Origin of the sequence: Pseudomonas sp. NFIX49 (genome assembly GCF_900115915.1) — a bacterium.
Lineage (GTDB): Bacteria > Pseudomonadota > Gammaproteobacteria > Pseudomonadales > Pseudomonadaceae > Aquipseudomonas > Aquipseudomonas pharyngis.
In genome coordinates this window covers 135,630-147,877 of the sequence record NZ_FOYE01000004.1, presented here as the reverse complement: position 1 = coordinate 147,877, position 12,248 = coordinate 135,630, and the positions used below count along the sequence as shown (strand labels likewise).

The window sequence follows — 12,248 nt, the reverse complement described above, 5'->3', positions numbered from 1 at the left end:
TCAGAAGTCCTTGCGCAGTTGCACGCCGAAGTAGCGCTCGTCGTCGCGAGGCACGGCGCGGTAGATGTAGTTGCCACCGCTGGCGAGCAATGGCGAATACGACTTGTCGGTGAGGTTCTTGCCGAGCAACGCCACGCGCCAGCCGTTGGTGTAATCGGCCAGAGCCACGCTGGCGTTCCAGAGGCCGTAGGCGCCCTGTTTGGTGTCGGTGTTCTGGCTGATGTCGTACTGCACTTCGCTCTGCCAGCTGTAGTCGGTGCCGAGTTCGATATCCAGGCCGTTATCCAGCGGGATCGTGTAGTCGGCCCGCACGTAGCTTTTCCAGTCCGGGCTGAACGGCAGCGGTTTGCCGTTGACGTTGCACGACGCCGCCGCGCCCGCCGGGCAGGCGAACTCGTCGATGCGGGCGCGGGTGTAGGCCAGCGCGCCGGAGAACTTCAGTTGCTGGCTCGCCTGCAGGGCGTAATCAAGTTCCACGCCCTCGGTGCTGACGCTGCCGGCGTTGATCAGGCGCGTTACGACTTGCCCGGCGACGGTGTCGAAAAAGTTAGCCTGGTAGTTGTCGTAGTCGCTGTGGAAAACCGCGAGGTTGGTGGTCAGGCGATTGTTCCAGGACGAGGCTTTGATCCCCGCCTCCCAGGTGTTGGACGTCTCCGGTTTCAACGCTTCGGTGTCGCGCGGCTGCATGTTGAAGAACACGTTGTAGGCCGGGCCTTTGTAGCCACGCGAATAGGTCAGATAAGTGGTGACGGTATCGCTCAGGTCGTACTGCAAACCGAGCCGGCCGGACCAGCCGTCCTCATCCACCGACCCGGAACTGCGGGTGGCCGGTTGAATGCCGCTGACGGTGGTGGCGGAAGTGGAAACGCGACGGTGATCGTATTCCAGATCGTCGTGGGTGTAGCGCAGGCCGGCGATGCCACGCAAGTCCGAGGTGAAATTCAGCGTGCTTTCGCCGAACACCGCGTAGCTGTCGCTGGTGGTGCTGTAATCGGCGACGCCGCGATCAGTCCGCGTGGTGGTGGTCAGCGTGCGCTGATAGGTTTCCTCGTCCTTGCCGTGCATGTAGAACAGGCCGCCAACGTATTCGAGGAACTCGCCTTTCGGCGACGCCAGACGCAGCTCCTGCGAGTACTGGTCGAAGGCCAGATCGCCCTTGTCCGCCGTGCCGGGGAACGCGGCCGTTACCGTGCCGAGACGGTCGCCGTCCTGATACTGGGTGTTGTCCCAGCCACGCCACGCGGTGATCGACGTCAGGGTGTAATCGCCCAGTTGCCAGTCGAGCTGGCCGGACAGGCCCTTGTTGGTGTCCTCGACGTGGGAGCGGGTGTCGGTGTTGATGTCGCGATTGTGGCTGGTGGCACTGACCGGGCTCAACGCATTGGCGAAGGCCGGGGTCAACGACTTGGTCACGACGCCGTTGGGGCCGTCATCGTGGGACTGCATGTAGTCGGCGATCAGGGTGAAGGTGACGTCGTCGTTCGGGGTGAATTCCAGTTTGCCGCGCACGCCGCGATGGTTGTAGCCGTTTACCTCCTGACCGTTATGCTGGTTGTCGACGTTGCCGTCGTAAGTGCCGAACAAGGTGCTGATCGAGCCCTTGAGCGTGTCCGGAATCAGGCTGCCACCGATGCCGAACCGGGTGCGGCTTTCATTGCCGCTGTAATACGACTGATCGATGTAGCCGTGGGTCTCGGCGGTCGGCGCCTTGCTGGTGATGTTCAGCACGCCGGCCGAAGCGTTCTTGCCGAACAGCGTGCCTTGCGGGCCGCGCAAGACTTCGACGCGTTCCAGGTCCAGCAGATCGAGGGTCGACTGGCCGGGACGGGCGTAGACCACGCCATCAATCACCGTGGCCACGGTCGGCTCGACGCCTGGCGAGGTGGAGATCGTGCCCACGCCGCGCACGAACAGCGAGGTGTCCTTGTTCGACGCGCCGGTGCGGAAATTCAGCGACGGCACTTGCTGGACGATGCTCGCCACGCTGTTGCGGTTGTCGCGTTCCAGCTGCTCGCCGTCGATCACCGATACCGCCACCGGCACTTTTTGCAGCGACTCTTCGCGGCGGGTGGCGGTGACCGTGACGGATTTGAGGGTCGGCTCCGGATCGGTGCTATCGGCGGCGAACGCGGCAGGCAACGGCAGCGCGGCCAGCCCGGTGAGTAGCCAGCCCGCAGCGCGGATCGATTGCGCCAATGTGTGTGTCGCCCCAGGAATGTTGTGCATGTTTGCCCGCTCGAAAAGTTGCCCTGAACCGCTGCCGTTCTGCGACGACAGCGCCTGTATCGGTGTCTTGGGCATTCGCTCGAGCGAGTAGCAGACAACGCGCCTTGTTAGCGCTAACATCGCCAGTATTGGCAAGCCGGACATAGACCGTCCAATACTGAAAAATTACTTTTATATGCGTTTTGGTTTTTAAAAAGGATCGAGCCTTGAGCGAAGAAAAGCCCCGCAAACGCCGTGGCGCCGGTCGCGTGACCCTCAACGCGGTGGCGCGCCAGTCCGGTGTTTCGGCGATCACCGTGTCGCGTTACTTCAACCAGCCGGAACAGGTCTCGCCGGAACGCCGCGAGCGCATCGCGGCGGTAGTCGCCGAACTGGGTTATGTGCCGAATCTGGTGGCCGGCGGGCTCGCCTCGGCGCGGGGGAAAATCGTCGGCATGGTGATCCCGAACATCTCCGGGCCGATCTTCGCCAACACCATTCAGGGCTTCAGCGACACCCTCAGCCGTCACGGCTACCAGCTACTTCTTGCCTCGAGTTACTTCAGCACTGAACAGGAAGAAAACGCCGTGCGGGCCTTCCTCGGCTGGTCGCCGGCGGCGCTGGTGGTGACCAGTCACTTCCACAGCGAGGGCACAGAAAAGATGCTTGCCGAAGCGGATATCCCGGTGATCGAAACTTGGGATTACCAGCCGGATCGCGAGCCGATGCAGATCGGCTTTTCGCACTTCGAAGTGGGTGTCAGCGCCGCTCGTTATTTGCACAACAAAGGCTATCGACGCATCGCCTTCGTGCAGAACAGCGCACCCGGCGACTTCAGCGCACTGGAGCGCCGCGACGGTTATGCGGCGACCGTGCGTGAGTTGGGCCTGGAACCGTGGGTGTTCGCACCGGACGCCGATCGCGCCCCATTCGAGGCCGGCAAGCAAGCAATGGAAGCGCTGATGAACGCCTCACCCCGCCCGGACGCGATCATCTTCGCCAACGACAACCTCGCCGCCGGCGGCCTGCTGGCCGGACAACGCGCCGGCCTCAAGATCCCCGAAGACTGCGCCGTCCTCGGTTTCGGCGACTACCCGTTCGCCGAGATGCTGCTGCCGAGCCTGAGCACCATCAAACCGCCGGCGCTGGAGATCGGTGTACTGGCAGCGACGCGGGTGCTGGAAAGCCTTGGCGTGTTGCCGAGCGATGAGGTACAGCGGTTGAATCTGCTGCAGTGCACGGTCATAGAGCGGGAAAGTACCTGACGAATATGGCGTGGGCGGGTTTGGCTATGCTCTAAATGAAACCGCGAAGGCGCCCGACCAAACACCGACTATGCCGCAGGCCTCCCCATGCACACCGCAATCATCATCTTCTTCGGCCTGATCCTGCTGGCGCTGATGTTTTACATCGGCGAGCGCATCGGCTTCAGTCGGCAGACGCTGGCCTATGGTTTCGCGGCGTTGTGGCTGGCGTTGACGGTGATCAATGGTGCGGTCGGCGTGGTCCACGCCGGGCAGCCGTTGGGGTCGGAGATTGCGATCGGCAGCGCCGTGTATGGCGTGCCGCTGGCGGCGATGGTGTTGTTCATGGTGCTGAGCGCCGAGACCTGAATCGTCCCGGCGCCCTGCCCCGATCAACGCACCAGATGCAGGAACTGCATGTGCCGTTCGTACTGGTCGAGGATGTCGTTGATGATCTGCTCTTTCGTGTAACCGACCAGATCGTAGTCCTGACTGCCCTCGCTCAGATGCACTTCGGCGCGGTAGTAGCGGCGATTGTTGAGCTGCTTGGAACCCATGCCGCCACGGGCGAACGACGGCGTGAAGTAGCCGCGCATCTGCACCTGATAGATGAACGGATGCTGCTCGCCATGACCGATTTCCAGGCTGACGCTGTCGTGTGCCGGGTCCGGTTGGGTGACCACGTTCAGGCCTTTCTCGGCGAACACGGCCGTCACTTCTTCGATGGCCGGTTTCACCGTGGTGTCCATGAAGCGGTACACCTCGTCGCGCGACGGGAAGTGCACAGCCTGGCTCAGACGCTGACGCCAGCCGCCCTTGCCACGCCGTGAACCGGACACCGGCGCCAGCGAATGCAGTTGCGCGATCTGCTTCTGCGACTCCAGGTAAAACGCCTTGTGCAGGCCCCACATCATCAGCAGCAAGATCATCGAGAACGGCAGCGAGGTCAGCACCACCGCCGACTTCAACGCATCGATGCTGCCGGAGAACAGCAGTGCGCTGGTCACCAGCGCGGTCATCGCGCCCCAGAACACCCGCAGCCATTTCGGCCCGTCTTCATCCGGGTTGCCGCCCTTGGCCGACAGGGTCGAGAGCACCACGGTGCCGGAGTCGGCGGAGGTGACGAAGAACACGAAGCTGATGAACACCGTTACCGCGATGACGGTTTTGCTCCACGGGTAGGTTTCCAGCAGCAGGTAAAGGGTCATCGACGGGTTGTCGAGGGCCGACATGCCCAATGCTGACATACCGTGATTGAGCACCTGGTCGATGGCGCTGTTGCCGAAGATCGACATCCACGCCAGGGTGAAACCGAGCGGAATCAGCAGCACGCCGAAGACGAATTCGCGAATGGTCCGGCCACGGGAAATCCGTGCGATGAACAGGCCCACGAACGGCGACCATGCAATCCACCAGGCCCAGTAGAACACCGTCCAGCCGCCGAGCCAGTCGCTCGGTTTGTCGTAGGCGTAGAGGTCGAAACTCTTCATCGGCAACGCGCCGAGGTAGTCGCCCAGGTTCTGGATCAGGGTGTTGAGCAAATGCTGGGTGGGGCCGGCGAACAACACGAACAGCAGCAGCGCGCAGGCCAGCAGCATGTTGATGTCGGACATGACCCGCACGCCTTTATCCACACCCGAGACGGCGACGATGATCGCCGCGCCCATCATCAGCGTGATCAGGCCGACCTGAATCCACTGGGTGTGGGCGATGCCGAACAGGTAGTCCAGACCGGAGTTGAGATGGAGCACGCCGAAGCCCATGTCCGCGCCGAGGCCGAACACCGTGGCGATGATGCCGAAGCCGTCCACCGCGTAGCCGATGGGGCCGTTGATGCGTTTGCCGATCAGCGGATACAGCGCCGAACGCAGGGCCAGTGGCAGGTTGTGCCGATAAGCGAAATACGCCAGCGCCATGCCGACGAAAGCGAACACGCCCCAGCCGTGCAGGCCCCAGTGTAGAAACAGAATCTGCATCGCCTGACGCGCCGCGTCCGCCGTGCCGGCCTCGCCTTGCGGCGGCTGAAGCATGTGGGTCAGCGGTTCGGACACGCAGAAGAAAAACAGCGTGATGCTGATCCCGGCGGCGAACAGCATGCCGGCCCAGGACAGGTAACTGAATTCGGGTTCGTCGTGGTCGGCACCGAGTTTGATCTTGCCGTAGCCCGACAACGCGGTAACCACCACGAAGATCAGATACAGGGTCATGGCGAGCATGTAGTACCAGCCGACCGTGTTGGCCGCCCAGTTTTGCGCTTCGAGAAGCCAGGTGCCGGCCTGTTCCGGCATGGCGATGACGGTCAGGCCGAACAGCAGGATCACCGTCGCGGCGAACCAGAACACCGGCGGATTCATGCGTACCAGACCGCTGGCGGGGGTAGACGATGCACTCATGAACGGTGCACCTCAAGGGGTTGGAAAATGGCTGAAATGATCGGACTCAGCAAAGGCAAGCCTCCTGTTGTGAGCGGGCGGCGAACCGCCGGTTTAACTTGAATGAACGTTCAAGTTAAACATGGATAGCGCGCCAAGGACTAATCGCAGGGCTCAGCGGTACCTTTCGTACGCTAGCTCAAGAGGGGGTATGACGCTGTGGCGAGGACGATCGTTCCCAAGTGATCGTTCCCACGCTCTGCGTGGGAATGCCGCCCTTGACGCTCCGCGTCATATTGCAGGCCACTCTGTAATTCGGGGGACGTCCGGAACGCGGAGCGACCCTGGAGGCGTTCCCACGCAGAGCGTGGGAACGATCAGGTGTAATCGTTACTTCTGCGTCCCGTCGTCATGCTGCAGATTGGCTTGGGTCAGGTTGCACCCGGCCGGCACGCTGCGGGTCAGCCACACGTTGCCGCCGATGGTCGAACCCTTGCCGATGGTGATCCGCCCGAGAATCGTCGCCCCGGCGTATATCACCACGTCGTCCTCGACGATCGGGTGGCGTGGATGGCCTTTCTGCAACTGGCCGTCCTCGTCCGCCGGGAAGCGCTTGGCGCCGAGGGTCACCGCCTGATAAATCCTGACGCGCTCGCCGATGATCGCGGTCTCCCCGATCACCACACCCGTCCCGTGGTCGATGAAGAAACTGCGGCCGATCTGCGCGCCCGGATGAATATCGATGCCGGTCGCCGAGTGGGCGATTTCCGAGCTGATCCGCGCCAGCAGCGGCAGGCCTGCGCGGTACAAATGGTGGGCCAGACGATGGTGAATCACCGCCAGAATCCCCGGATAGCACAGCAGCACTTCATCGACGCTGCGCGCCGCCGGGTCGCCGTGGTAGGCGGCCAGCACATCGGTGTCGAGCAAGCTGCGCAGGCCCGGCAATGCGAGGGCGAAATCCTGGATGATCCTGATCGCCTGCGCCTCGACCTCAGTGTCGGCCTGGGCACTGTGACGGGCGACGTAACGCAGTTCGAGTCGTGCCTGGGCCAGCAGTGCATTCAAGGCGACATCGAGGGTGTGGCCGACGTAGAAATCCTCGCTCTCCTCACGCAGATCAACCGGCCCCAGCCGCATCGGGAACAACGCACCGCACAGGGCTTCAAGGATCTGCGCCATCGCATCGCGGGACGGCAATTCGCGCCCGCCCTGCTCGCCGGAAGCACGGCCATTTTGTGCCCGCCACTGATCCCGCGCGGTACGCAGCTGGCTGACGATGGTCTGCAATTGCCAATGGCTGGAACGCTCGCTCACGGTAAAGACTCCTCACGGGCGGCCGGACTGTCTGGCCGCGTCAACGGCGACTACTTTACGGCAACCCCATCGGGGCGAATTAAGAACCGATAGTGCTGGACTAAGCACATTTGGCTATAAGCGATTGACGGTTGCCCCGGTAAATCGGCGTGCCTATAGTCCGGTGATCTTCCTCCGCCAGTACGGAACCATGTCCACACAACCGATCAAACAACAGCTGCAACGCTTCAACCGCCTCGACCTGCTCGGCCAACCGACCCCACTGGAAAAGCTCGAGCGTCTGTCCACTTGGCTCGGCCGCGATGTCTACATCAAACGCGACGACCTGACGCCGCTGGCCATGGGCGGCAACAAGTTGCGCAAGCTCGAATACCTCGCCGCCGATGCCCTCGCCCAAGGCGCCGATACCCTGATCACCGCCGGTGCACTGCAATCGAACCACGTTCGCCAGACCGCCGCGCTGGCCGCGAAACTGGGCCTGGGCTGTGTGGCGCTGCTGGAAAATCCACTGGGCACCGACGACAGCAACTACACCGGCAACGGCAATCGCCTGCTGCTGGACCTGTTCGACACCAAGGTCGAGCTGGTCGACAACCTCGACAACGCCGACGAACAACTGGCCGCCCTCGCCGTGCGCCTGCGCAGCAACGACAAGAAGCCGTATCTGGTGCCGATCGGCGGCTCCAACGCCCTCGGCGCGCTGGGTTACGTGCGCGCCGGTCTGGAGCTGGCAGAGCAGATCAAGGACACCGGCCTGCAATTTTCCGCCGTGGTCCTGGCCTCGGGCAGCGCCGGTACCCACAGCGGTCTGGCACTGGCCTTGAGCGAAGCCCTGCCACAACTGCCGGTGATCGGCGTGACGGTTTCGCGCAGCGAAGAAGATCAGCGTCCGAAAGTCCAGGGCCTGGCCGAACGCACTGCCGACCTGCTGGGCGTGGCGCTGCCGGACAGCTTCAAGGTCGAGTTGTGGGACGAATACTTCGGCCCGCGCTACGGCGAGCCGAATGCCGGGACGCTGTCGGCAGTGAAACTGCTGGCCAGCCAGGACGCCGTGCTGCTCGATCCGGTCTACACCGGCAAGGCCATGGCCGGGTTGCTCGACGGCATCGGTCGCGGGCGTTTCGACGACGGCCCGATCATCTTCCTGCACACCGGCGGCGCCCCGGCGTTGTTCGCGTACAAGGATTTTCTCTGACGCGCTCGTTCCCACGCGCTGCGTGGGAATGCATCCCGGAATACGAAAAACAGATATTCCACAGATGAATAACAAACGGAAAATTCATTATTTTCCATTCTAAAAGAACCGTCATATAGTCTCGCCGCAGGCGAATTTCGCGAGAGACGCATAAGCTGCTTTAAGGCAGGATAGCGCTGTCGTCCAATTCCCGGATTCGCCAACTTTCCTTAAGCGTCTTCCATAAGAAAACACAGGGGCTTGTCATGATTCTTTCCGCACTACGTCGAAATCTGCTGGTAGGTTCGCTGGGCCTGGCACTGAGCGCCGGTCTGATCAGCAGCGCCGTTGCCGGTGAACAACTGCAACAGATCAAGGACAAAGGCGTTATCAACGTCGGCCTGGAAGGCACTTACCCACCGTTCAGCTTCGTCGATGCCGACGGCAAGCTGTCGGGTTTCGAAGTCGAACTGTCCGAAGCCCTGGCCAAGAAGCTGGGCGTGAAGGCCAAGATTCAGCCGACCAAATGGGACGGCATCCTCGCGGCCCTGGAATCCAAGCGTCTGGACGTCGTGGTCAATCAGGTGACCATTTCCGACGAGCGCAAGAAGAAGTATGACTTCTCCGAGCCGTACACCGTTTCCGGGATTCAGGCGCTGGTACTGAAAGACAAGGCCGCCGCGCTGAACATCAAATCCGCCGCTGACCTGTCCGGCAAGAAAGTCGGCGTGGGCCTGGGCACCAACTACGAACAGTGGGTCCGCGCCAACGTGCCGGGTGCCGACGTGCGCACCTACGACGATGATCCGACCAAGTTCGCCGACCTGAACAACGGCCGTACCGACGCGATCCTGATCGACCGTCTGGCCGCACTGGAATACGCCAAGAAAGCGCCGAAAACCGTCGCCGCCGGTGAAGCCTTCTCGCGTCAGGAAGCCGGTATTGCCCTGCGCAAAGGCGAGCCTGAACTGCTGGCCGCCGTGAACAAGGCCCTCGACGAACTGCGTGCCGACGGCACCCTTGAGAAGCTGTCCACGAAATACTTCAACGCTGACGTCACCCAATAATGGAAGAAGCTTTCCAACTCGCACTGGACTCCGCGCCCTTCCTGTTGAAGGGCGCGTACTACACGGTAATCCTCAGCCTCGGCGGCATGTTTTTCGGCCTGCTGCTGGGCTTTGGCCTGGCGTTGATGCGCCTGTCGCGTTTCAAGTCGGTCAGCTGGCTGGCCCGCATCTACGTGTCGTTCTTTCGCGGCACGCCGTTGCTGGTGCAACTGTTCGTGATCTATTACGGCTTGCCGCAATTGGGCATGGAACTCGACCCGCTGCCGGCGGCGCTGATCGGTTTCTCGCTGAACATGGCCGCCTACGCCTGTGAAATCCTGCGGTCCGCGATCGGTTCGATCGAACGCGGCCAGTGGGAAGCCGCCGCGAGCATCGGCATGACCCGCGCGCAGACCCTGCGCCGGGCCATCCTGCCGCAGGCGATGCGCACGGCCTTGCCGCCGCTGGGCAACAGCTTCATTTCGCTGGTCAAGGACACCGCGCTGGCCGCCACCATTCAGGTGCCGGAGCTGTTCCGTCAGGCGCAGCTGATTACCGCCCGGACTTTCGAAGTCTTCACCATGTATCTTGCCGCCGCGCTGATCTACTGGATTCTGGCCACGGTGCTGTCGCACTTCCAGAACAAGTTGGAAGAGCGGGTCAATCGGCACGACCAGGAGTCCTGACCCCATGATTGTCGTGGAAAAACTGACAAAGCAGTTCAAGGGTCAAGTCGTGCTCAACGGCATTGATCTGGAGGTGAAGGAAGGCGAGGTCGTGGCAATCATCGGCCCCAGCGGCTCGGGCAAGACCACATTCCTGCGCTGTCTGAACTTCCTCGAGGAACCCACCAGCGGCCGGATCAAGGTCGGCGAGATCGAGATCGATACCAGCCGCCCGTTGAACCAGCAGCAGAGCCTGGTGCGCAACCTGCGCCAGCATGTGGGCTTCGTGTTCCAGAACTTCAACCTGTTCCCGCACCGCACCGCCCTGGAAAACGTCATCGAAGGCCCGATCGTGGTCAAGAAGACGCCCCGCGATGCAGCCATTGCCCTGGGCAGGAAGCTGCTGGCCAAGGTTGGCCTGGCGGGCAAGGAAGACGCCTACCCACGGCGCCTGTCCGGTGGCCAGCAACAGCGCGTGGCGATTGCCCGGGCGCTGGCGATGGAGCCGGAAGTGATCCTGTTCGACGAGCCGACCTCGGCCCTCGATCCGGAACTGGTGGGTGAAGTGCTGGCGACCATCCGCGGCCTCGCCGAGGAGAAACGCACCATGGTGATCGTCACCCACGAAATGGCATTCGCCCGTGACGTAGCCAACCGCGTGGTGTTTTTCGATAAAGGCGTGATCGTCGAACAAGGCGAAGCTAAAGCGTTGTTTGCCAATCCGAAAGAAGAACGCACTCGACAGTTCCTCAGCAAGTTCAGAAATAACGGCTGACCTGTAAACTTTCCGGAATACAAACTTCCATGGATGGAAGTTCTACTTACACCTCCCGACAAAACTTGATCAAGCGATTGCAGAATATATATACGTCCTGCAACAGACTCGACATGATTAAAGTGCGCGCCCTCGAATTTCCCACTGCACGATCCAATAGCTGCCAGAGCACGCAAAGCCCGGCAGATACCGTGGTTCAATTCGCCATACCAGATAGGTAGAGTGCTTTACCACTGTAGGAGAATTCTGATAAATCCGTAATTCTGCAATTAACCAACCCCGTCCATTGACAGAACTTCCGGCGAACTTTTATCTAGTCACTTATCGCAACCCGCCACATCAAAAAGACCAAATAACGATTGGCCGAAAGACCCCGTATTTATTACCGGGCAATTCTGGCCATTTGAACTTTCAGAAACGGATTTCGCTGCAAGGCTTCAAGGAGAGGATTTCATGACCCGCACTTCGCCTATCCCCGAACTGGCCGCGCCGAGCCTGGCGCCATCCCAGAACAACGGCATCAACCTCGCGGCAGCGGCTCAGCTGCTGGTCAATGTGCCGCCCTACCCGGACATGGATACGGGCGACCTGATCGAACTGTTCTGGAACAACTGCTACGTCGCTTCTCACATGCTGACAGCGCAGGACGTCGCGACCCCGGTCAGCCTGCGAGTGCCGGAGAGTTTTATCGCCAGCGGCTCGTCATGCATCCACTATCGGGTCATGCGGGTAGGTCACGGCCCATCGTTGTCGGCAGCCGCGCGGGTCACAGCCAAGCTCGACTGCCCCGGCGGGCAACCACCGGCGGTGTGCGGTGACGAAAACCAGCAACTGGCCCCCGTGACCCTGCCCGACACCATTCGCCGCCAGGGCGTCAACGCGAACCAGATCAAGCGCGGCGTGCCGCTGACCATCGAGCCGTATCTGAACATGGCCGAGGGCGACGCCATCACCTTGCGCTGGGGCGATGTACGGATGGACCTGGCGCACATCACCCCTGCCGATGTCGGCAAGCCGATTCAGGTCTGGGTGCCGCCGGCGATCATCACCGAGGCCGGCGAGGACCTGCGGCTGGACGTCACTTACTGCATCCTCGACCGGGTCGGCAACAACTCACGCTGGGCGCCGCCGCGGACGCTGAAGATTGGCTGTGTGAATCCCTATCTCAAGGTGCCGCTGAAAAAATCGCTGAAGGCGGCAGAGCCGCAAAAATAACGATGCATGACAACCGGCGAGAGACGATTCCCCTCGCCGGCGCACGCTTAACCAGCCAGACCACGCCCCCTTCTATACATATTCCTAAAAGTTAGTTTATTTAAATTTTATACGCGCTTAGGGTATATGAACCGGACCACCGGACATTCTTTCGTTCGCCGCACCTTTGCGGCGTTTTTCATGAGATGTGAGGTAGGTAACATGGTCCGGAACACAATCACCCCAGTGCAGATCG

General features: G+C 61.5%; 10 protein-coding genes. 7 read left to right on the top strand and 3 right to left on the bottom strand.

All coding sequences use genetic code 11. The features are described from left to right. Positions 1-2,226, bottom strand: coding sequence for a TonB-dependent receptor (locus tag BMZ46_RS12575; RefSeq protein ID WP_074689438.1), 2,226 nt, complete (start codon positions 2,224-2,226; stop codon positions 1-3). 206 nt (positions 2,227-2,432) lie between these two features. Here BMZ46_RS12575 and BMZ46_RS12570 point away from each other — a divergent pair, with 206 nt between their 5' ends. Together BMZ46_RS12570 and BMZ46_RS12565 are read left to right on the top strand one after the other, a co-directional pair. After that, complete coding sequence (locus BMZ46_RS12570) at positions 2,433-3,470, top strand: LacI family DNA-binding transcriptional regulator (protein ID WP_074689436.1); 1,038 nt, start codon at positions 2,433-2,435, stop codon at positions 3,468-3,470. 87 nt (positions 3,471-3,557) lie between these two features. Then, positions 3,558-3,818: a hypothetical protein gene (locus BMZ46_RS12565; protein ID WP_007952727.1), complete on the top strand. Its 261-nt coding sequence runs from the start codon at positions 3,558-3,560 to the stop codon at positions 3,816-3,818. 23 nt (positions 3,819-3,841) lie between these two features. Here BMZ46_RS12565 and betT read toward each other — a convergent pair whose 3' ends face one another. After that, on the bottom strand, positions 3,842-5,803 hold the full coding sequence (gene betT, locus BMZ46_RS12560) for a choline transporter BetT (protein ID WP_170844916.1): 1,962 nt from the start codon (positions 5,801-5,803) through the stop codon (positions 3,842-3,844). A gap of 408 nt (positions 5,804-6,211) precedes the next feature. Beyond that, positions 6,212-7,138, bottom strand: a complete 927-nt coding sequence (gene epsC / locus BMZ46_RS12555; RefSeq protein WP_007952730.1) for a serine O-acetyltransferase EpsC — start codon at positions 7,136-7,138, stop codon at positions 6,212-6,214. Positions 7,139-7,328: 190 nt separating this feature from the next. Here epsC and BMZ46_RS12550 point away from each other — a divergent pair, with 190 nt between their 5' ends. From BMZ46_RS12550 to BMZ46_RS12530, 5 genes are all read left to right on the top strand, one after another. Then, complete coding sequence (locus BMZ46_RS12550) at positions 7,329-8,333, top strand: D-cysteine desulfhydrase (RefSeq protein WP_074689432.1); 1,005 nt, start codon at positions 7,329-7,331, stop codon at positions 8,331-8,333. Positions 8,334-8,578: 245 nt separating this feature from the next. Continuing rightward, positions 8,579-9,379 carry a cystine ABC transporter substrate-binding protein gene (tcyJ, locus tag BMZ46_RS12545; RefSeq protein WP_064592710.1) on the top strand — a complete coding sequence of 267 codons (801 nt, stop codon included), beginning with the start codon at positions 8,579-8,581 and terminating at the stop codon, positions 9,377-9,379. Further along, positions 9,379-10,044, top strand: a complete 666-nt coding sequence (gene tcyL / locus BMZ46_RS12540) for a cystine ABC transporter permease (RefSeq protein ID WP_007952735.1) — start codon at positions 9,379-9,381, stop codon at positions 10,042-10,044. The genes tcyJ and tcyL overlap by 1 nt, the downstream gene beginning before the upstream one ends. 4 nt (positions 10,045-10,048) lie before the next feature. Further along, complete coding sequence (gene tcyN / locus BMZ46_RS12535) at positions 10,049-10,798, top strand: L-cystine ABC transporter ATP-binding protein TcyN (RefSeq protein ID WP_039764549.1); 750 nt, start codon at positions 10,049-10,051, stop codon at positions 10,796-10,798. 453 nt (positions 10,799-11,251) lie between these two features. Next, complete coding sequence (locus BMZ46_RS12530; RefSeq protein ID WP_074689430.1) at positions 11,252-12,013, top strand: hypothetical protein; 762 nt, start codon at positions 11,252-11,254, stop codon at positions 12,011-12,013. Positions 12,014-12,248: the final 235 nt, after the last annotated feature.

What these genes read in the sequence shown, in the direction of transcription:
- tcyL (WP_007952735.1), top strand. Translation starts at nt 9,379, where the DNA reads ATGGAAGAAGCTTTCCAACTCGCACTGGACTCCGCGCCCTTCCTGTTG.
- BMZ46_RS12530 (WP_074689430.1), top strand. Translation starts at nt 11,252, where the DNA reads ATGACCCGCACTTCGCCTATCCCCGAACTGGCCGCGCCGAGCCTGGCG.
- betT (WP_170844916.1), bottom strand. Translation starts at nt 5,803, where the DNA reads ATGAATCCGCCGGTGTTCTGGTTCGCCGCGACGGTGATCCTGCTGTTC.
- tcyN (WP_039764549.1), top strand. Translation starts at nt 10,049, where the DNA reads ATGATTGTCGTGGAAAAACTGACAAAGCAGTTCAAGGGTCAAGTCGTG.
- BMZ46_RS12550 (WP_074689432.1), top strand. Translation starts at nt 7,329, where the DNA reads ATGTCCACACAACCGATCAAACAACAGCTGCAACGCTTCAACCGCCTC.
- BMZ46_RS12565 (WP_007952727.1), top strand. Translation starts at nt 3,558, where the DNA reads ATGCACACCGCAATCATCATCTTCTTCGGCCTGATCCTGCTGGCGCTG.
- tcyJ (WP_064592710.1), top strand. Translation starts at nt 8,579, where the DNA reads ATGATTCTTTCCGCACTACGTCGAAATCTGCTGGTAGGTTCGCTGGGC.
- BMZ46_RS12575 (WP_074689438.1), bottom strand. Translation starts at nt 2,226, where the DNA reads ATGCACAACATTCCTGGGGCGACACACACATTGGCGCAATCGATCCGC.